The 20,684-nt window shown below is 63.7% G+C and carries 17 protein-coding genes and 1 tRNA gene; 16 read left to right on the top strand and 2 right to left on the bottom strand.

The genetic code is table 11. From position 1 onward, the window contains the following. Window positions 1-26: 26 nt before the first annotated feature. The 11 genes from pheT (at window position 27) to D7S86_RS26465 (ending at window position 12,827) form a co-directional block, all read left to right on the top strand. Complete coding sequence (pheT, locus tag D7S86_RS26520; protein WP_121091071.1) at window positions 27-2,474, top strand: phenylalanine--tRNA ligase subunit beta; 2,448 nt, start codon at window positions 27-29, stop codon at window positions 2,472-2,474. Between the two features lie 49 nt (window positions 2,475-2,523). Beyond that, window positions 2,524-2,940, top strand: coding sequence for an integration host factor subunit alpha (locus D7S86_RS26515; RefSeq protein ID WP_121091069.1), 417 nt, complete (start codon window positions 2,524-2,526; stop codon window positions 2,938-2,940). 77 nt (window positions 2,941-3,017) lie between these two features. Continuing rightward, entirely contained in the window at window positions 3,018-3,416 is a 399-nt protein-coding gene (locus tag D7S86_RS26510; protein ID WP_121091067.1) for a MerR family transcriptional regulator, read from the top strand. Between the two features lie 44 nt (window positions 3,417-3,460). After that, window positions 3,461-3,537: transfer RNA gene (locus D7S86_RS26505), tRNA-Pro, on the top strand. Between the two features lie 850 nt (window positions 3,538-4,387). Further along, window positions 4,388-5,095, top strand: a complete 708-nt coding sequence (locus D7S86_RS29310) for a hypothetical protein (protein ID WP_147432485.1) — start codon at window positions 4,388-4,390, stop codon at window positions 5,093-5,095. A gap of 369 nt (window positions 5,096-5,464) precedes the next feature. Then, window positions 5,465-6,517: a BMP family protein gene (locus tag D7S86_RS26490; protein ID WP_121091061.1), complete on the top strand. Its 1,053-nt coding sequence runs from the start codon at window positions 5,465-5,467 to the stop codon at window positions 6,515-6,517. After that, window positions 6,514-8,163, top strand: a complete 1,650-nt coding sequence (locus D7S86_RS26485) for an ABC transporter ATP-binding protein (protein WP_158602097.1) — start codon at window positions 6,514-6,516, stop codon at window positions 8,161-8,163. The genes D7S86_RS26490 and D7S86_RS26485 overlap by 4 nt, the downstream gene beginning before the upstream one ends. Next, complete coding sequence (locus tag D7S86_RS26480; protein ID WP_121091057.1) at window positions 8,160-9,248, top strand: ABC transporter permease; 1,089 nt, start codon at window positions 8,160-8,162, stop codon at window positions 9,246-9,248. Before D7S86_RS26485 ends, D7S86_RS26480 begins: the two co-directional genes overlap by 4 nt. Then, complete coding sequence (locus D7S86_RS26475; protein ID WP_121091055.1) at window positions 9,245-10,180, top strand: ABC transporter permease; 936 nt, start codon at window positions 9,245-9,247, stop codon at window positions 10,178-10,180. Before D7S86_RS26480 ends, D7S86_RS26475 begins: the two co-directional genes overlap by 4 nt. Before the next feature lie 127 nt (window positions 10,181-10,307). Beyond that, the gene (atzD, locus tag D7S86_RS26470; RefSeq protein ID WP_121091053.1) at window positions 10,308-11,402 is read left to right on the top strand and encodes a cyanuric acid amidohydrolase; all 1,095 of its coding nucleotides are present in this window, start codon (window positions 10,308-10,310) and stop codon (window positions 11,400-11,402) included. Window positions 11,403-11,417: 15 nt separating this feature from the next. Beyond that, a complete protein-coding gene (locus D7S86_RS26465; RefSeq protein ID WP_240648419.1) occupies window positions 11,418-12,827 on the top strand; it encodes an amidase in 1,410 nt (469 codons plus the stop codon). 91 nt (window positions 12,828-12,918) lie between these two features. Here the strand turns inward: D7S86_RS26465 and D7S86_RS26460 are convergent, their stop codons facing one another. Continuing rightward, window positions 12,919-13,791 carry an IclR family transcriptional regulator gene (locus D7S86_RS26460; RefSeq protein ID WP_158602096.1) on the bottom strand — a complete coding sequence of 291 codons (873 nt, stop codon included), beginning with the start codon at window positions 13,789-13,791 and terminating at the stop codon, window positions 12,919-12,921. Window positions 13,792-14,397: 606 nt separating this feature from the next. On the opposite strand from D7S86_RS26460, the gene D7S86_RS26455 reads away from it, so the two are divergent. Further along, complete coding sequence (locus D7S86_RS26455) at window positions 14,398-15,051, top strand: helix-turn-helix domain-containing protein (protein WP_147432483.1); 654 nt, start codon at window positions 14,398-14,400, stop codon at window positions 15,049-15,051. Here D7S86_RS26455 and D7S86_RS26450 read toward each other — a convergent pair. Beyond that, the gene (locus tag D7S86_RS26450; protein ID WP_121091047.1) at window positions 15,023-15,667 is read right to left on the bottom strand and encodes a helix-turn-helix domain-containing protein; all 645 of its coding nucleotides are present in this window, start codon (window positions 15,665-15,667) and stop codon (window positions 15,023-15,025) included. The two genes, D7S86_RS26455 and D7S86_RS26450, sit on opposite strands and share 29 nt — an antisense overlap. 159 nt (window positions 15,668-15,826) lie before the next feature. Between D7S86_RS26450 and D7S86_RS26445 the strand changes: the two genes are divergently transcribed. The 4 genes from D7S86_RS26445 (at window position 15,827) to D7S86_RS26430 (ending at window position 20,068) form a co-directional block, all read left to right on the top strand. Beyond that, window positions 15,827-16,303 (top strand): nuclear transport factor 2 family protein, encoded by a 477-nt coding sequence (locus D7S86_RS26445; RefSeq protein WP_121091045.1) that lies wholly within the window; start codon window positions 15,827-15,829, stop codon window positions 16,301-16,303. 142 nt (window positions 16,304-16,445) lie between these two features. Continuing rightward, window positions 16,446-17,024, top strand: coding sequence for a TetR/AcrR family transcriptional regulator (locus D7S86_RS26440; RefSeq protein ID WP_121091043.1), 579 nt, complete (start codon window positions 16,446-16,448; stop codon window positions 17,022-17,024). A gap of 363 nt (window positions 17,025-17,387) precedes the next feature. After that, window positions 17,388-18,788 (top strand): alpha,alpha-trehalose-phosphate synthase (UDP-forming), encoded by a 1,401-nt coding sequence (locus D7S86_RS26435; RefSeq protein ID WP_121091041.1) that lies wholly within the window; start codon window positions 17,388-17,390, stop codon window positions 18,786-18,788. A 116-nt stretch (window positions 18,789-18,904) separates the two neighbouring features. Next, window positions 18,905-20,068, top strand: coding sequence for an iron-containing alcohol dehydrogenase (locus tag D7S86_RS26430; RefSeq protein WP_121091039.1), 1,164 nt, complete (start codon window positions 18,905-18,907; stop codon window positions 20,066-20,068). Window positions 20,069-20,684: the final 616 nt, after the last annotated feature.

Here is a 20,684-nt window from a genome sequence, read left to right as displayed (position 1 = left end):
AAAACGAATACGAACGTTAGCGATCCATGCAATTCCCAGAATCCTGGCTCCGAAGCTTTGTCAGCCCGACGCTGACGACCGACGAACTGGCCCACGCGATGACGATGTCGGGCCTCGAAGTCGAAGACCTGCGTCCGATCGCGCCGCCGACGAAGAAGATCGTGGTCGGTCATGTGCTTGCCGTCGAAAAGCATCCGAATGCCGACAAGCTCAACGTGTGCCAGGTTGACGCCGGAACCGGCGAGACGCTGCAGATCGTCTGCGGCGCGCCGAATGTGGCGCCCGGCATCAAGGTGCCGTGCGCGCTCGTCGGCGCCGAACTCGCGCCGGCCGAAGCGGGCGGGGCGCCGTTCGCGATCAAGCTCTCGAAGCTGCGCGGTGTCGAAAGTCAGGGCATGTTGTGCTCGGCGCGCGAACTCAAGCTCAGTGAAGACCATAGCGGCTTGATGATCCTGCCGGCCGATACGCCGATCGGTGAAGACATTCGCTCGGTGCTGAATCTCGACGACACGATTTTCGAAATCAAGCTCACGCCGAACAAGGCTGATTGCCTGTCGGTCTATGGCGTCGCGCGCGAAGTGTCGGCGATCACGGGTGCGCCGCTGGCCAAGCCCGCGTTCACGCCGGTCGCGGTCGGGCTCGCGGACACGCTCGGCGTCAAGATCAGCGCGCCGGATCTGTGCGGCCGTTTTTCGGGGCGTGTGATTCGCGGCGTCAACGCGCGTGCGGCTACGCCCGCCTGGATGGTCGAGCGACTCGAACGGTCGGGGCAACGCAGCATTTCGGCGCTCGTCGACATTTCGAACTACGTGATGCTCGAACTCGGGCGTCCGTCGCATGTGTTCGATCTCGACAAGATCCACGGCGCGCTCGATGTGCGCTGGGGGCGTAGCGGCGAATCGCTGAAGCTGCTCAACGGCAACACCGTCGAGCTTGACGATCAGGTCGGCGTGATCGCCGACGAGCGCATCGTCGAAAGCCTCGCGGGGATCATGGGCGGCGACAGCACGGCCGTGAGCCTCGACACGCAGCACATCTATCTCGAAGCCGCATTCTGGTGGCCCGATGCGATTCGCGGCCGCAGCCGCCGCTATAACTTCACGACCGATGCGGGACATCGTTTCGAGCGCGGCGTCGACTATGCGACGACCGTCGAACATATCGAGTATCTGTCGAAGCTGATTCTCGACATCTGCGGCGGCACGGCGGGACCCGTCGACGATCAACAGGTCAACGTGCCGGTTCGCAAGCCGGTCGCGATGCGTGTGGCGCGTGCCGCGCGCGTGATCGGCATCGAGATCGGCGGCGACGCGATCGCCTCGATTTTCACGCGGCTTGGACTGAGTTTCGAACGTCGCGACGCGGGCACGGCGGCCGAGCAATTCGTCGTGACGCCGCCCTCGTATCGTTTCGATATCGAAATCGAAGAGGATCTGATCGAAGAGGTCGCGCGCATTCACGGATTCGAAAGCATTCCGGCATTGCCGCCTGTCGCGCCGAGCGCGATGCGGCCGACGAGCGAGACGCGTCGTTCGATTCACGCGCTGCGCCACACGCTGGCCGCGCGCGATTACTCGGAGACCGTCAATTTCGGCTTTGTCGATGCGCAATGGGAGCAGGACTTCGCGGCGAACGCGAACCCGATTCGCGTGCTGAATCCGATTGCAAGCCAATACTCGGTCATGCGCAGTTCGCTGTTCGGCAGCCTGATCGAGGTGCTGCGGTCGAATCTCAATCGGAAGGCCGATCGCGTGCGTTTGTTCGAGCTGGGTCGCGTGTTCCATGCGAACGCGTCGGTGGCCGCGGGCGAACTTCAGGTCGCGGGATTCGAACAGCCGAAGCGTATCGGCGCGCTCGCATATGGGCCGGTCGTCGAGGAGCAATGGGCGACGAAGACGCGTGCGGTCGACTATTTCGATGTGAAGGGCGATCTCGAAGCGTTGCTCGCGCCGGCGACGCCGCGCTTCGTGAAGGCGGAGCATCCGGCGTTGCATCCGGGGCGTTCCGCGCGTGTCGAGCTCGATGGTCGGGCGATCGGCTGGATTGGCGAATTGCATCCGCGTTGGCTGCAGAAATACGATTTGCCGCATGCGCCGGTGTTGTTCGAAGTCGACGTCGATCCGATTCAGATCCGGCCGCTGCCGGCGCTGGTTGAAGTCTCGAAATTCCAGCCGGTGACGCGCGATATCGCGGTGGTTGTGGAGCAGGGCGTGCAGGCGCAAAGCCTTCTCGACGAACTCGAGGCGGCGCGAACGGAACCTGCTTGCAAATACGTCCAAAACGTTGTTTTATTTGATGAATTCCGTCCGACGGCTGCGGTTTCGGGTGGCCTCGAAGCGGACCAGAAAAGCCTTGCGTTCCGGTTTACCCTGCAAGATACTGGCGGGACTTTGCAGGACGAAACAGTTGAACTGGCCATCAAGACGTTGGTGGATCGCTTGGCTCGAGTCTATGGCGCGCGCTTGCGCGGGTAAGACATCACCCGTGTAATCAGGCGCCTGTTTTTTTGACCCTTAGAAAAAAATGAACTCGAGTGAATTTGAAGCGCTACTGGCGGCGCAGCGCAGTGCGATGACGGACGACAACGACAACGCGATCAACGGGAACGGCTCGGCGAACGCAGCCGATACGCCGACGTTGACGAAGGCGGAGCTGGCCGAGCTGCTGTTCGATCATGTCGGCCTGAACAAGCGCGAAGCCAAGGATATGGTCGAGGCGTTTTTCGAAGTGATTCGTGACGCGCTCGAGAGTGGCGACAGTGTGAAGCTGTCGGGCTTCGGCAATTTCCAGTTGCGTGACAAGCCGCAGCGTCCGGGGCGTAACCCGAAGACGGGGGAGGCGATTCCGATCGCCGCGCGTCGGGTCGTGACGTTTCATGCGAGCCAGAAGTTGAAGTCGCTCGTTGAAGGCGGTGTGTCGCAGACGCCGCAGGGTCACTGATTCGCAACTGGCTGTGCGCTGGCCGGTCGTCCATACAACTGTCGTACACCCCGTTCTAATCCGACGGCGCCGCCGCGATGGAAAAGGTCATCCTGCCTCCGATTCCTGCCAAGCGTTACTTCACGATCGGTGAAGTGAGTGACCTATGCGGCGTGAAGCCGCATGTGCTTCGGTATTGGGAGCAGGAATTCACGCAATTGCGGCCGGTCAAGCGTCGCGGTAATCGGCGGTATTACCAGCATCATGAAGTGCTGTTGATCCGTCGAATTCGTGAACTGCTGTACGAACAGGGATTCACGATCAATGGGGCGCGCAATCGTCTCGATGCGTTGGGCAATGCGCCGACGGAGCCTGCGCGCGAGCGCGTGGCCGAGAAGCCGGACATCGGAGCGCACGTCGAGACATTGACGCCCGTCGATTGCGATCGTTTGCGTCGCGAACTGCAGGATGTGATCGCGTTGCTCGCAAAACATTAGATCGATACACCGACGTCATTCTCTCTGTTATACTTTCGTTCTTTCGGGGCGTAGCGCAGCCTGGTAGCGTACCTGCATGGGGTGCAGGTGGTCGGAGGTTCAAATCCTCTCGCCCCGACCAGTCAAGCCAACGGGTGACAGATCTTAGATCTGTCACCCGTTGTCGTTTGTGGGCCGGTTTGGAAGACGCGCCCAACAAAACCTCGTACGCTTGGACGGGCATCGACGTGTGCTTCGATGCTTCGTCACTTCCTTAGCCATGCGGAACCGTGCCCAAGCCGAATACATTTTCGTGCGTGGCCAAGCGCGTTCGCTGACGCATCGCAGTCACGGTCATAATCGGGTTTCACGCATCATCGTCGGCGGTGTCTCTTCACCGTGCAGGCTCCTTGCATTCCACGATAAAGGCGTCACGGTGCGCACGAACATACTGCCCGCCGTCGGGTGAGCAGCGGTGATGACGCGTCCCACGATGGAGCGTCGCAATGTGAACGCTAAGACGTACCGCGAATCTGATTTCTCCGCCGATCCACGTCGGCTTCCATCCGACGTTGACTCGGCGTGTGAACGTCTTGATCGAGTCTCGCGCGGTCGCTTGAGAGCGGGCCCATTGCAAGAGCCCGTGTGCGAGGTCTTTAGCGTCCCGTGTTGAATCCGTGATGCGTATCGAAGCCGCGTTCGCCCGCCGGTCAGGGCGAGCGGTGACTCACCCGATAGTCCGTCATCATCCAATTCACATTGATGCAGCTTATTCGTATGCGCGTGCGTGCACATGCAATGCGCGGTGAAATCTGCGTCGATTATCGGGTGTTTTCTTGGATTATTTTCTGACTTAGATGGCCGCTCGATTTTCGGGTTGATTGATTAAAATGCCGAACACTCCATACCAATAAAAAATGTATGTCGCGATGTTCAGCAACCTCTGATACGTCGGAGGGTTCAAATCAAACCAACCCCACTCATATCTCTCCATGTCCAATGACGACGATGGGTTCCTCACACGTTTGATTCCTTCGATTCTCGGCCACCTGCGGCAGATCGCGCGCGGGACGCGAGGCGAGCACTCCGTTGATGATTTGAAGGCAGAAGCCTGGCTGGTCGCCAGGGAAATACAAGACGAAAGCCAACAGACACTCGATCCTGATGACGAGAGTTTTCGAGAAGCCGTGATACGGCGTCTGCGAAAGGCATTCGGCCAGTTCGTGGATCGTCCATTCAGATTCGCATTCCGACTCGATGAAGAAGATCAAGGAGACGACGGCGAAATTCAATCCAATCGTATCGCCTCGACACTCGCGGCCCCCAAGCAATACGAACCTGAACACGCATGCGAATTAGTCGATCAATATCACGACGATGAGCGTACGCTTCGTTCTCGATTTACCGAAGCGGTCGCCTATTTACGCTCGCTGGAATTTTTTTCGGGTAATGGCGAGCGGCTCGCCTCGCATCTTGCGATATCGAAAAGCATGCTCTTTCAACGGATGGCGCGCGCCGAACACATCGCGCGCATGCAACCTTCGTTGTTTGACGGCGTCGAGGAAATCCCATCCACCTTTGTCGCGAAACCGGCCAGACGGCGCTCGCCGAGTCCGAAGCGTTCACTTTGGCGAGCGCTCTGTCACGCGGCGACATATGTGCAAGCTCAGTTGTTTTCGCTGTTTTCACGCCTTTGGTAATACGCCGCGCGGGGGGCTTCGATCGACGTGATCGACGAATCGGAACGGCCCGCGCTCATGAGCCGTAGAGGGCGCGCCAGACTCCGGACCGCGCGCGTTCTCCGGTCGAACCCGCGCGCCGATACACGCCCGAAACTCAATCGCCCCCGCTCCAAACCCCACCCGTCACGCCCGCGAATTCCATCTCGTTTCAATTCCAACACCCTGATTAATCGATATATTTCGTAAAAATTCCGATCCTCGAAATGCCGCCCCGGCACCGATTTTTAGCGACTTATATTCAATCCCATCGGTGTGCGGCATCACGCGACGGACAGCCGTCACACCCCATCCAGGGCCGCAATCCAACTCCATGTGAACGGTATATCCATGTCCAATACACGCATCCAAGCCGGGGGTCTTCGTCTCGTCGTCCGCCATCTGAAACTCGCACTCATCGGCTGCGCACTCGGCGCGTCGCTCGCGTCTGCATCGACCGCGGCGCTTGCCGTCGAAAAAGCCGCGATCCTGCTGCCGGGCAGCATCAACGACCAAAGCTGGAACGCGCAAGGCTATGAAGGCGTCAAGCGCCTCAAGGCCATGGGCTGGGATGTCGCCTACTCCGAAAACGTCCAGCCCGCCGATATGGCGCAGGCCATGCGCGACTACGCACGCCGCGGCTACGACGTCGTGATCGGTCACACGGGCCGCTTCCAGTCCGCCGCCCAGGAAGTCGGTCCGCGCTTTCCGAAGACCGTCTTCGTCGTCGGCTCCGGTTCCGCGGGATCCGGCAAGAACGTCAGCGCCGTCGACTTCGACAACACGCAATTCGGCTACCTCGAAGGCGTGCTCGCCGCGCGCATGAGCAAGACCGGCAAGATCGGCTCGGTCAACGGCCTCGAAGGCCTGCCCAACGTCGTCGCGCAAGTCGGCGCGTTCCGCAAGGGCGCGCTCAGCGTGCGCCCCGATATCCAGGTCAAGATCATCTACGTCCAGGACATGGAAGACGCCGGCGCCGCGAAGGAAGCCGCCCTGTCGCTCATCGCATGGGGCGCCGATTTCCTGACCGGCAAACTCAACGCGGGCCAGTCCGGCATCATCGCCGCCGCCAAGGACAAGAACATCTACGTCACGGGCCGCTCGGTCGAAGACACCGCGCTCGCACCGCAAAACGTGCTGACCAATATCGTCGAACAATGGGGCGATATGTACGCGGCCATCGCCGACGCGGCATCGCACGGCACCGGCGGCGGCACCTATCGGCTCTATGGCCTGAACACGAAGGGCAGCACCGGCGCGCAGCTTGCGTATCTGTCGGGACAACAGTTCAATCCCGTCGTCCCCGCGGCGATCGTTCAGGAACTCAACGACGACGAGAAGAAATTCGCGGCCGGCACGCTCAAGGTCTCCGTCACGGCGCACGACGCACGCGGTGGACTATGACCGCCTCGCACGTACCCGACACGTTGCGCGCACCCGGTGTGTCTGACACCGTCGATGCGTCGCGCGCCTCGAACGCGATGCGCGAGCCGATCGCTCGACCCGCGCGTCCGATGCTCGAACTCCGCGCGCTCAGCAAACGCTTCGGGTCCGTGCAGGCGAACGACGCCGTCGATCTCGACGTGCCCGCGGGCCGCATCGTCGCCTTGCTCGGCGAAAACGGCTCGGGCAAGAGCACCCTGATGAAGCTCGTGTTCGGCATCGAACGCGCCGACAGCGGCACGATCGTCTTCAAGGATCGCGAACTCGACGGCCATCGTCCGGGCGACGCGATCGCAGCCGGCATCGGCATGATTCACCAGCACTTCATGCTCGTCGAATCGATGTCGGTCGTCGATAACGTGATGCTCGGATGGCCGGCCGCCGGCCGCTGGCTGCGTCGCGCGCAGATGGCCGCGCAAGTACGCGAGGCGAGCGCGCGCTACGGCCTCGATCTCGATCCCGAACAATGGGTCTCCGAGTTGTCGTTCGGACAGCGCCAGCGCGTCGAGATCGTCAAGGCGATCATGCGCGGCGCGGACCTCCTGATCCTCGACGAACCGACCTCGAATCTCAGCGCGCCCGAAGTCGAAGGGTTGATCGCGATCATGCGCAAGCTCAAGGGCGAAGGACGTTCGGTCATCTTCATCACGCACAAGCTCGGCGAAGTCATGCAGGCCTGCGACGAAGGCATCGTGCTGCGCGCGGGCAAAGTCGTCGATCGCTTCGACGTGAGCACGATCACGCGCGCCGAACTCGCGCGCCTCATGGTCGATCGCGATGTCGGCGCCGCGCCGCAACGCGCGACGCTCGAACACGATACGCGCGTCCTCGACGTCCAAGGTCTCACGCTGCGCGATACGCGCGGCCGGACGCTGCTCGACGATATCGGCTTCACCTTGCGCGGCGGCGAGATTCTCGCGATCGCGGGGGTCGACGGCAATGGCCAGACGGAGCTCGTCGAGACCCTCGCGGGGCTGCGCAAACCCTCGCGCGGCTCAATGCATCTCGACGGCGTCGATGTCTCGCGCGCGAATGCGCGCGCGCGTCTCGCCGCGGGCATCGCCTATATTCCCGTCGATCGCGCGCACACGAGCCTCGTGCCCGCGATGACGATCGAAGACAACCTCGCCCTGCGCGACTTCGCGCGCCGGCCGTGGCGCAAACGCCTCTTGCTCGATCGCGCCGCGTTTCGGCATCGCGCGCTCGATCAGATCGCCGAATTCCGCATTGCGTGTCCGGGCCCGCAAGCGAGCGCCGGTTCGCTGTCGGGCGGCAACCAGCAAAAAATCGTGCTCGCGCGCGAACTCGGCCGTACGCCGCGCGTGCTCGTCGCGATGCAGCCGACCTGGGGCCTCGATCCCGGCGCGACGCGCTTCGTCATCGATCGCGTGCTTGCTTTGCGCGATCGCGGCGCGGCCATTCTCTATGTGTCGGCCGAACTCGAGGAGGTCCTGATGCTCGGCGATCGGATCGGCGTGCTCAGCGGCGGAAAACTCAAGGGCATCGTGCCGCGCGACGCCGTCGACCTGACCGCGCTCGGCATGATGATGGCCGGCGCCGACGAACGTACGCCCCAACGCGCCGACGCACAGGACGCATACGCATGAAAGGCATCGACAAACCCCTCGACGTCGGTTTCGCGCCGTCGTGGTCCGATCGGCTGCTGCGCATCACGAGCGCGGGGCGCGCGCTACGCGACGCGGCGCTGGCCGTCGCGCTCGCGTTCGCGGTGACCGCGTGCTTCATCGTGCTCTCGGGCCACAACCCCGTGCTCGCGTTTGCGCATATGGCGCGCGGCGCGGTCGGATCGGAAGACGCGCTCTCGTTCGCGTTGAACAAGAGCGCGCCCTATATCCTCGCGGCCACGGGCATCGCGCTGTGTTTCCGTGCGCGGATCATCAACATCGGGGCCGAGGGGCAGATCGCGGTCGGCGGTATCTGCGCGACCTGGACGGCGCTGCATTTCGGCACGTTGCCGGGCGTGTTGCCGATCGTCGCGGCCCTGTTCGGCGCGGCAATCGGCGGCGGCGTCTGGGCCTGCATCGCGGCGTTGCTGCGCATCGGACGCGGCGTCAATGAAGTGATCTCGACGCTGATGCTCAATTTCGTCGGCCTGCTGATGGTCGGCGAAGTGCTCAACGGACCGATGGGCGAAGCGGGCGCGGGCTTTCCGCAATCGCCGCTGGTGCCCGACGGCGCGTTGCTGCCGATGCTGCTCTCGGGCGCCGATCTGCATATCGGCATTCTGATCGCGCTCGCCGCGAGCGGGCTCGCTGCGCTCGTGCTCTGGCGCACCCCGTTCGGGTTCGGCCTGCGCGTGCTCGGCGCGAGCGCGTCGGCGGCGCGCTATGCGGGGGTGTCGTCGACACGGCTCCTGCTCGCGGTCATGGCCCTCGCGGGCGCACTCGCCGGCATCGCGGGCGGCGTCGAAGTGCTCGGCGTGCAGTCGCGGCTTATCGAAGGCTTTTCAGTCGGCTTCGGCTTCAAGGCCGTCGCGGTCGCACTGCTCGGCGGGCTCGATCCGCTTGCCGTGATCCCCGCGGGGCTGTTCTTCGGGTTTGTCGAAGCGGGCGCGCTCGCGATGCAACGCGAGATCGGCGTGCCGTCGTCGCTCGTCGACGTGATCCAGGGACTGACGATGGCCTTCGTGCTCTGCGCACGCGGTCTCGACCGGAGGCAACGACGCGTATGAACCTCGCCATCAATTCGACCGTCGCGGCCGGGCTCGTCGCATCGATGGTCCGCATCGCGACGCCGCTGCTTTATGCGGGCCTCGGCGGCGTGCTCTGCGAAGCGGCCGGCACGTTCGGCGTCTGCATCGAAGGCATGATGCTCATGGGCGCGTTCGCGGGCGCCGTGATCGCGTTCATCACGCAGAGCTATGCGTTGGGCCTCGTATGCAGCGCGCTCGGCGGCGCGGGCGTCGGCCTGCTGATGGCGATCGCGACGGGCCGCTTCAGCACCGATCACATGGTGACGGGCCTCTCGATCAATATTCTCGTCGCCGGTGTCACGAGCTTTCTGCTTCGCGCGCTGTTCGGCGGACGCTCGCCGAATCTGCATCTGAGCGTGCCCGCGACATGGCCGATACCGTGGCTCGCGAAATGGCCGGTCATCGGCGCGGGTCTGTTCGATCAGACGCCGCTGACCTATGCGGCATTCGTCTGCGCGGCGCTGCTGCACGTGTGGATGCGCGGCACGCAGACGGGCCTCTTGGTCCAGGCGACCGGCGAAAACCCGTCGGCGGTATTCGCGGCCGGCGCGCGGCCCGCCGCGATTCGCGCGCGCGCCCTCATCGCGGGCGGCGCTTTCGCGGGCATCGGCGGCGCGGTGCTCGCGCTCGATCAGCTCGGCACGTTCACCGACGCGATGACGAACGGCCGCGGCTTTATCGCACTTGCCGCAGTGCTGATCGGCCGCTGGCGGCCGCTGCGGGTCATGCTCGCCTGCCTCCTGTTCGGTGCGACCGACGCGGTCGGACTCAATATGCAAGGGTGGGGGCTGCCCGTAAGTTCCTATGCGATCCAGATGGCGCCGTATCTGATCGCGCTCGGCGTGCTCTGCTGCGTGGGTCGCGCGACGCGTATGCCCGCGGCGCTCGGCACGGCGCTCACCCGACGCTGATGCGAAGGATCGGCGCGCCGGATCGCATCGGATGTCGGGTCCGCGCGCATGCGGTCCCGCGCAGACATCGCGCTTTCGTATTCGGGCACGCTCGCCGCGTGCCGTTCATCCACACTCGAGACACGCTATGAAGATTCATCTCCACAGGATTGCCATGATGTCGCCCGGCGATACGTCCGGATTGGCCGCGCTGATCGAGCGCGGCGAAGTCGATCCGTCGACGATCGTCGCGGTCATCGGCAAGACCGAAGGCAACGGCGGCGCGAACGACTTCACGCGCGGCTTCGCGACGCAGTCGTTCCAGCTGTTGATAGCGGCGCGTCTCGGCGTGTCGCCTGAACAAGTCGCAAGCCGCATTTGCTTTGTCTGGTCGGGCGGGACCGAGGGCGTGCTGTCGCCGCATGCGACGGTGTTCACGCGCGTCGAGGAGCCCATCGGCGAAGCGTCGAGTTCAACCGCTGAATCCGCGGATGCGGGACGCCTTACGCTCGGCGTCGCGACGACGCGCGATCTGTTGCCCGAAGAAGTCGGTACGACGACGCAGGTCGAGCTCGTCGCCCACGCGGTGCACGAGGCGATGCGCGAAGCACGCATCGACGATCCGCGCGACGTGCACTACGTACAGGTCAAAGGCCCCTTGCTGACGCCCGCGTTGATCGCGGACGCGGACCGGCGAGGCAAGACGCTCGTCACGCGCGACGCGAACGGCTCGAAGCCGTATGCGCGCGGCGCGACCGCGCTCGGTGTCGCGGTCGGTCTCGGCGAAGTCGAGCGCGCGGCCGTGACGGATGACGTGATCGCCAAGCGCATGGATCTGTATTCGAGCGTCGCCTCGACGTCGGCGGGCGGCGAGTTGCGTCACTGCGAGGTGCTGCTGTTCGGCAATTCGGCGGCGGCGTCGAGTGCGTTTTCGATCCGGCACGGTGTCTTGAACGACGTCGTCGATGCGGCATCGATTCGCGTGCTGCTCGGCGACGCGCCCGCGCAAGGCGCGGTCGCGGCGATGTTCGCGAAGGCCGACGCGAGTCCGGACGGCCGTATCCGCGGATGGCGCACGACGATGCTCACGGATGCCGATATCCACTACGAACGCCATGCGCGCGCGGCGCTCGGTGCGGTCATCACGTCGATCGCCGGCGATCCCGCGATCTTCGTGTCGGGCGGCACCGAACACCAGTGCGCGCCCGGTCAGATGCCGATCGCCGCGATCATCCGACACTGAACACAGGACTCGAACGTGGCAGATGAACGTGATTTGTGGTCGTGTTCGGCCGCCGAACTCGCGACGGGTTTCGCCGACGGCGCGTACACGCCCGAGGACGCGTTGCGCAGCGTGATGGCGCGCGTCGACGCGATCAATCCGCGGATCAACGCGCTCGTGACCTGCGCGTTCGACGCCGCGCGCGAAGCCGCCGCCGAGAGCGCGCGCCGCTGGCGCGACGGCATGCCGCTGAGCGCGCTCGACGGCGTGCCGATGACGGTCAAGGACAACATTCCCGTCGCGGGCATGCGCGCGACATGGGGCAGCGCGCTCTACGCGAACTACGTGCCGAACGTCGACGAGTTGCCGATCGCGCGATTGCGCGCTGCAGGCGCAATCATCGTCGGCAAGACGAATTGCCCGGAATTCACGGTGCAGGGCTATACCGACAACCGTCTGTTCGGGCCGACGCGCAATCCGTTCGATCTCGACCGGACGCCGGGCGGGTCGAGCGGCGGCGCGGTGGCCGCGGTCAGCGCGGGCATCTGTCCGATCGCGATCGCGACCGACGGCGGCGGTTCGATTCGTCGTCCCGCTTCGTACACCGGTCTCGTCGGCCTGAAGCCGTCACGCGGACGCGTCGCGCGGGCCGATGGGTTTGCGACGATCCTGCACGACTGCGAGGTTGTCGGTCCCATCGCGCGGACCGTCGAGGACGTACGGCGCGTGATGCGCGTGATCGCGCGGCCGCATCCGCGCGATCCGCTGTCGGCCTCGCTCGCGGAAGACGATTTCGTTCCGGTGACGTCACGGCGATGCCGGATGCTCTACATCCCCCGGTTCGGCGACGCGCCCGTCGATGGCGCGATCGCGCGCAGCGTGGCGGCAGCGGCGCAGACGTTCGCCGCGCTCGGCCATCGCGTCGACGAAGGCGATGTGCCGTTCGATATCGACGCGTTGGGGCAGGCGTGGTCCGTCGTCAGCCAGACGGGACTCCACTGGCTGCTGCAACGGCACGGCGACTGGACGGCCCAGGTCAGCGGCGAAATCCGGAACATGGCCGAGGCCGGCGGCCAGTTACATGCCGCGCAGTACTACGAGTCGCTCACGCAATTCGCCGAGCTCAAGTCCGCGTTGTCGAGCGTGTTCGAGCACTACGATCTGATCCTGACGCCGTCGGCCGCCGCAATGCCGTGGCTCGCGACGCAGGCGTTTCCCGCGGTCATCGACGATCGGCCCGTGGGCCCGCGCGGTCATGCGATCTTCACGGCGTTCGCCAATATGTCGGGATGCGCTGCGTTGAATTTGCCGGCGGCGCGTGCGTCGGACGGCATGCCGATCGGCTTCCAGCTCGTCGCGCCCGTCGGTGCGGACAGCGTGCTGTGCGATATCGGCGCGCAATACGAGGCGGCCATGCAGGCGCCGAGGACCTGGCCCGTGCTGTGACCGATGCGGCGCGCGCCGTGCGGCTCGCGTCGCGCATCGGTCAGGCGGCGCGCGTGCGTGCTCTGTGCGTGATGCGTGCGCTACGTATGTGTCACGTATGTGCGACGCGCGCCTGCAGGAGCTGATGAAAGTCGGCGGGCATGCGTCCGCCGATCGCGGTCGTGATTTCCGATGCGGCGATCATGACGCGCTTGCTCAAGTCGTCGAGACGGTCGAGCGTGACGCGCAGCGTCGGGCCCACGACGGAGATCGCCGCGACCGGCTCGCTGAATTCGTTGAAGATCGGCGCGGCCACGCAGCGCAGTCCGATCGCGACTTCCTCGTTATCGATCGCATATCCGACGCGCCGGATCGTATCGAGCGCATCGTGCAGGGCCGTGCCGCGCATGATCGATTGCGGCGTGAGTCGATGCAGACCCTGCTGGACCAATTGCGTGGCGCGCGCCGACGGCAACCAGGCGAGGATCGATTTGCCCATCGCGGTGTTGGCGAGCGGCGAGCGTTGGCCCGGACGCGAGATCGCGCGCATCATCTGCTTGCTTTCGATCTGGTGCAACAGCAGGACTTCGTTTTGATCGAGTCCGCCGACGTTGACGGTTTCGCCCGCGTCGTCGCGCAGTCTGCGCAACATCGGCGTCGCGAGCGCGACCATATCGCGGCGCGGCAGGAAGGCCGAGCCGACCGCAAAGCACTGCGCGCCGATGCGCCACAGATTCTTGTCGTTCTCGAACGTGACGAAGCGACGCTGCTGAAGCGTGGTGAGCAGGCGATGGATCGTCGGTGCCGGCAGGCCGCTGCGCTCGGCGAGATCGACGAGCCGATAGCCATCGTCATCGTCGGCGAGGATTTCAAGCAGCGTCAACGCGCGCGAGAGCGCCTGCACCGAGGTGCGATCCTCTCGCACGATGGGTTCGACGACGCGGCGTGCGGCGTCGTGACGTGTCTTTGCATGCGGCAAGGCCATGAGCGATCCTTCGGGCGTGACGCGGCTTAAAGCACACCGCTGAGAAGACCGCGGTGGAAACCGCGGACGGCGACGGCCGCGATCGACGCAAGATGCATGCCCTCGAATGCGCGCGCGGACGCGCGATGTCGCGACGCTCATGCACCGTCGCGATTCGAGTCGAACCGAAATCGCGCGCGCCCTAAGCGTTCGTGCACCATCGCGCGACGCGATGCGATCGATGCCGGTGCGATCCAAAAATGGACTCTTGAAGGCATCTATTGCAACAAGGGGACATCATGCGGGTGTTCGTCCGCGATCGCGTGTGCACGCGAGACGACGCAAGCCCGGTGTTTCGGTTTGCATCGAATGCAGTGGAACCCGAAGGTCAGGCCGCTCGTGTACGCGATCGCGAGGCGCCGAAGGTCTTGAAGAGTCTGAATCGTAATGAACAGCAGTATGCATGTCGTGTTTCTCTCGAGAGACGATGACACGCTAGTCAATCTCGCACGTGATTTGTCCCGGTTGGGGTTTGCCATCCACCTCTACCGCGATCCCCGTACCCTGCACAGCGCGTTTGTTCTCGATGTCTGTCCGTTGATCGTCGTCGGATGTCCGACGGCCGAGATGCCCGAGGTGATCGCGAGCGTGCGCGCCTCGCATCCGGGCGCGGGCCTCATCGCCTACGCGCCGTTCGAAGGCAGCGAGCAGCGCGTGCGGACCTTGCTGCTCGGCGCCGATCATTGCGTCGAGCCCGAGACGAGCGCCGCCGAAATCGCCGCGCTGCTGCACGCGCTCGCGCGTCGCGGCGCCGATATTCTCGCGTCGGCGGCCGCGCACGAACGCGCCGCGGACAAGCCGCGCAAGCCGACGCTCTGGCGTCTCGTGAACAAAGGCTGGACGCTCGTCGCGCCGAGCGGAAGGGCGCTTGCGCTGACCGCGGGCGAACGTGAACTCATGGAGCGTTTCTCGGTGGCGCCCGATCGACGGATCCGTCGCATGGAAGAGGCAGGTGACGCAGGTGAGGCCGGTGAGCACGACGCGATCGGGACGGCGCCGGAGTCCGCGGCGAAAGTCTCGCCGCGCGTCATCGACGTCATGATCAGCCGGTTGCGGCGCAAGGCGGCGCAAAAGCAGGTCGGTCTGCCGATCCGCGCGGTGCCGGGGTGGGGCTATGTGTTCGCGGGCGATATCGAAGCGGTCGCTGAACCCGATGCGCCGGCGCCGGCCTCGACGGAGCGCGTCACGGACGTCAGTAGCGAAGCGGAAACGGTCGCGTGATCGCGATCAGCCGACCGCGATCGATTTCCAGGTAACCGCCCGCGCGCAGATCCGAAATGATCTTCGCGACGATGCTTCGCGAAAGCTTGGTCCGTTCGAGCACGAAGCTCACCGCGACGAGATCGCGTTTGAGGTCGGGCGCGTGCGCGTCGAGGATATGCAAGGCGTTGCAGACGATCTCGTAGGCCGAGCTCGCGGTCAGAAACGCCGTGCGCATCGAGATTGCTTCGAGATATTTCGCGAGCACGACCGCGACGTCTTTCCAGAGGTCGCAACGCACGATCAAGGCGTTCCAGTCGTCGAGCGTGAACGCAATAGCCGTGCTCGGCGCTTTGCATTCATAGACGAGACCGCAGTCGCCGTTGACGGCTTCGAGCACGCCCGCCACATAGGGCGCATGCACGATGCCGAGCGTGAGGCCGGTGCGTCGGTATTCGACGCGGCACGCGCCGCGATGGACGACGTGCACGACACCGGTCTGTACCGTGTCGAGCAGCGTGCCGCGCTCGACGTGCGTGCTCTCGTGAGGCTCGCCCGACGATTGGGCGGCGGCGATCAGTCTGTCGAAACTGTCGCTCGGCCATTCGGTGCGCAGACGTTTGATCAGGTCCCTCATCGGCAGGCGACCTCCGTGCGGCGGGGCAGGGCATCCACTGTAGTCCGGTTGCGGCGAGCGTGCAGACCCCGGTGCGGATTGGCTTGATGGGGCGGCTTGATGGGTGGACTTGACCGGGTGGAATGATCGTTCTACTATGGCGCCACTCTCGGAGCCTTCATGATGAACATCGAATCCCGTCCGCCGTTTCCCCCCTTTACGCTCGACACCGCAACGCAGAAGGTCCGCATGGCCGAGGATGCGTGGAATACGCGTGATCCCGAGCGCGTCGCGCTTGCCTATACGATCGACAGCCGGTGGCGCAACCGTGTCGAATTCACGCAGACGCGTGCCGAGATCGTGGCCTTGCTCACGCGCAAGTGGTCGCGCGAAATCGAATATCGGCTGATTAAAGAGCTATGGGCGTTCACCGAAAATCGGATCGCGGTGCGCTTTGCCTATGAATGGCGTGACGATGCGGGCACGTGGTTTCGCTCGTATGGCAACGAGAATTGGGCATTCGACGCGCAGGGTCTGATGGCGCATCGTCATGCGTCGATCAACGATCGTCCGATCCAAGCCTCGGAGCGCTTGTTTCATTGGCCGCTCGGGCGCCGGCCCGACGATCATCCGGGTCTTAGCGCGCTTGGGCTTTGATCAGGGCTCGAATTTGGGCTTTGATTTTGGGGCTTTGGTTTTAGGCCTTGTTTTTGGGCGTTGATCGCCAGCAGCGTGCGTACGTCGAGCCCATGCACGGCGCAGCGCGTCGACGCTTCATTGGATTTCGAATCAGGACATCATGGCGAGCGAATCGATACCCGGACCGCGTGAGCGTCTGCTTGAGACAGCCGAGCGGCTCATCTATGCGTCGAGCATCCAGGGCACGGGGGTCGATGCGATCGTTCGCGAGTCCGGGACCGCGCGCAAAAGCTTCTACCTCTACTTCGATTCGAAAGAAGCGCTGGTGGCGGAAGCGCTCAGACGTCGCGATGCACGATGGATGGCGTGGTTCGAGGACGCGACGCGAGCGTGTGCGAAAACCCCTGCCAAACAGCTGCTCGGGATGTTCGACGTGCTTCGTGCGTGGTTCGCGAGCGGCGAGTATCACGGCTGCGCGTTTTTGAACGCGGCATCGGAAATCAAGTCGCCCGAGCATGCGATCTTCGAAGTCTCGCGTCTGCACAAGGCGCGTCTGCTCGATTTCATCGCGGGGCTGGCCGAGCAGGCCGGGGTGCCGGATCCTTTAGCGCTCGCGCAGCAGTGGCTCGTGCTTGTCGATGGCGCGATCGCGGTGGCGCTCGTCAGCGGTCGCGCCGATTCGGCCGAGGACGCGAAGGGTCTGGCCGCATGCATGCTCGCCTCGCTCGGCATCCGCTAAGGGCTAAGCGTCGCCTTGGCGCATCGTGCGCCTTTCAAAACGATTCCGAATATTCGCGTATATTCAAGCTTCATTCTTTGAGCGCGATATCGATTTGCGCGCGACAAAAATTGCCGATTGAGCGATCGGACATCGGTAATCTCAACCGTGATGTCCGTGTCATCGAGGATCCGATCGCCGACACGTGCGCTCAGCACGCTTTGAAACTGCGGCTTTGACATTGCCGCTTTGAAACTGCTGCTTTGAAACTGCGTAGAGCACAGATATCGAGGTCGGGGCATACACTGTCGGTGCAATGAGACCGCTTTGACACGGAAGGCGCTGCGTCGCGCGTCATTTCGGGCGTTCATCAAGCGAGGAAGCATGCCCAGACTTGTTGTCGTTTCAAATCGTACGGCCGACCTGCGCAAACCCGCCGCGGGCGGGCTGGCTGTCGCACTCGGCGAAAGCCTTCAAAAAATGGGCGGCATGTGGTTCGGGTGGAGCGGCAAGATCGTCGACACCTATAGCGAGGGCCATCCGGGCAATGGAGGCGTGGATCCCGAGGTCGACGTGCAGCGCGTGGGGAAGGTCACGCTCGCGACCGTCGATCTGTCGCGCGCCGATCACGATGCGTACTACCTCGGCTATTCGAATGACGTGCTGTGGCCCGTCTTTCACTACCGGCTCGATCTCGCGAACTTCGATGTGCGCTTCGCAACGGGCTATCGGCGCGTGAATCAGATGTTCGCGCGCAAGCTCATGCCCTTGCTCAAGCCCGACGATATCGTTTGGGTGCACGACTACCATTTGATCCCGCTCGCCTCCGAACTCCGCGCGCTCGGCTGCAAGAATCGCATCGGTTTTTTCCTTCATATACCGATGCCGCCGCCGCTGATCATGGCCGCGATACCCGAGCACGAATGGCTCATGCGATCGTTGTTCGCGTTCGATCTCGTGGGCTTCCAGAGCCGTGCGGATCTGATGCACTTCAGTCACTACGTCGAAGCCGAGGCGCAAGCGAAATCGCTCGGCGACGGCTATTTTTCGGCGTTCGATCGCGTGATGCGCGCGGGCGCGTTTCCGATCGGGATCGATGTCGACGAATTCCAGCGCCTTGCGCAAGGCAAGGAAGGGATGGACATGTTCACGCGGATGCGTGACGAGTATTCGCGGCGCAAGCTGCTGATCGGCGCCGATCGCCTCGATTATTCAAAGGGGCTGCCGAATCGGATCAAGGCCTTTCGCGAGTTCCTCGAACACTATCCCGAGAACCGCAAGAGCGCGACGCTGATCCAGATCGCATCGCCGAGCCGCGAAGATGTCGAAGCGTATGGCGAGATTCGCCGGCAGATGGACAGCCTGTGCGGCGCGGTCAATGGCGACTTCGGCGAACTCGACTGGATGCCGGTCCGCTATATTCATCGGAACGTCGCGCGCAAGCGCCTGCCCGGGCTCTTTCGCGCAAGCCGAGTGGCGCTCGTGACGCCGTTGCGCGACGGCATGAATCTGGTCGCCAAGGAGTTCATCGCCGCGCAGGATCCCGACGATCCGGGCATGCTGGTGCTGTCGCGCTTCGCGGGCGCGGCCGAACAGCTCGGCGATGCCTTGCTGGTGAATCCCTATGACACGGAAGGCACGGCCCATGCGATCCAGCGCGCGCTGACGATGCCGTTGCATGAGCGGCGCCAGCGTCATGCGCGCTTGCTCAAGCGGATTCGCGAACAGGATGTCCACTGGTGGACCTCGCAATTTCTCGCTACGCTTCAAGAAGCCCATACCTAAGCGGGATCGGATGACGCGGCGCGGCGACGCCATCGGGCAGACCGGTCCCTGGAGACAACCGTGTGCCCGCGCGCCGTCGAGGCGCGTGCGGCGCGCCCCGCGCGGACCCGCCTACGATGTCATTCAATGCGTTTCGTTTTCAAACGGTCCCGACGATCGTCGTCGAATTCGGCGCGGCGCGTCGGCTTGGCGCGCTGCTTCGCGCGCAGTATCCGCAAGCCGCGCGTATCGGCGTCGTGACCGACGGCTTCCTGCATCGAAGCGGCCTGTTGAATCCCGCGCTCGAAGACCTGGCCGCGCATGGCTGGCGTGTGACCGTCATCGACGATGTCGTCGCGGATCCGCCCGAGCATGTCGTGCTCGAGGCGACGCGGCGCGCGCGTGAAGCCGAGGTCGAGGTGGTGCTCGGACTCGGCGGCGGATCGTCGATGGATGTCGCGAAGCTGCTCGCAGTTCTACTCGCGACGGACCAGCCGCTCAAGGACATGTATGGCGTCGGCAAGGTGCGCGACGCGCGGCTGCCGCTCGTGATGATGCCGACGACGGCCGGTACCGGCTCCGAGGTCACGGCGGTGTCGATCGTGACGACGGGCGAGACGACGAAGATGGGTGTCGTCTCGCCGCAGCTCTATGCGGATCTCGCGGTGCTCGACGCCGAATTGACGATTGCGTTGCCGCGTGCGGCGACGGCGGCGACCGGCATCGATGCGATGGTGCATGCGATCGAGGCCTATACGTCGGCGCGCTTGAAGAACCCGATATCGGACTTGTACGCGTTGCGCGCGCTTGAATTGCTGTCGTCGCACGTGCTTATCGCATGCGATCGTCCCGACGATCGCGATGCGCGCGAAGCGATGCTGCTCGGCGCGATGTTCGCGGGGCAGGCGTTTTCCAATGCGCCCGTCGCGGCCGTGCATGCGTTGGCCTATCCGGTCGGCGGCATCTTTCACGTGGCGCATGGCTTGTCGAACGCGCTCGTGTTGCCGCATGTGCTGCGTTTCAACGCGCCGGTCGCGGCGACGCTGTACGCCGATCTCGCGCGGATCGTCGCGCCGGCCGCTCAGGGCAGCGACGAAGCCCGCACGGCGGCGTTGGTGGCGCGGATCGATGAAATGATCGTCGCGACGGGCATCCCGCGCCGGTTGCGCGATGTCGGCGTCGGTCACGGCGATCTCGAACGCCTCGCGCGCGATGCGATGCTTCAGACGCGGTTGCTCGTGAATAATCCGCGCGAAGTCAGCGAGGCCGACGCGCTGGCGATTTATGCGTCGGCTTATTGATCGTGCGCGCGTGTCGGGACGTGCTGATCGGCCGTTTGTTTGAAAGTGTTATGTAATAAATACAGGCTTGCATACCGCGCGATTCGCTGCGCCGGTGCAGGGCGCAATGGCTCGGATTCATGCGGATTGAGGGGCGATTAAGTGCGCGCTAAGAATTATTTGCGTCACACCCTTGTCACGGGCGAATGAAGGGACTAAGATTCGCCTCCTCGTTACGCAACGAGGCGCTTCGCAAAGCAGGACACGAAGTGGGCAGTAAAGCTGGGAGCGTTATCTGGCAAGGGTTTCAAGCCGATGATGCAGTCGACGAGAAGAAGCGAAAGCAAAAAACTTGTTGACGAAACGAAGTGAGGTGTACATAATCTCGCTTCTCTGCTGCAAACGCAGCGACGCAGAAAGCGAAACGAAGTTGTGAAGTTTTCTAGCGAACGATCTTTAAAAATTAACAGCCGATAAGTGTGGGCGCTTGATAAGCGATGCACCGTCGGATCAGCGGATCGGTCCTCGGACCGGTGATGTCTGATTGACGGCATAGCAAAGGTATTTATCAAGTCTCACACCAAGTAAAGGTAAGTTCATCAGAACTTGTCAGTACGTTGAGTGAGCGACCTATTCG

The organism is Pararobbsia silviterrae (genome assembly GCF_003628125.1).
Lineage (GTDB): Bacteria > Pseudomonadota > Gammaproteobacteria > Burkholderiales > Burkholderiaceae > Pararobbsia > Pararobbsia silviterrae.
This window is presented reverse-complemented; position numbering and strand designations above follow the sequence as displayed.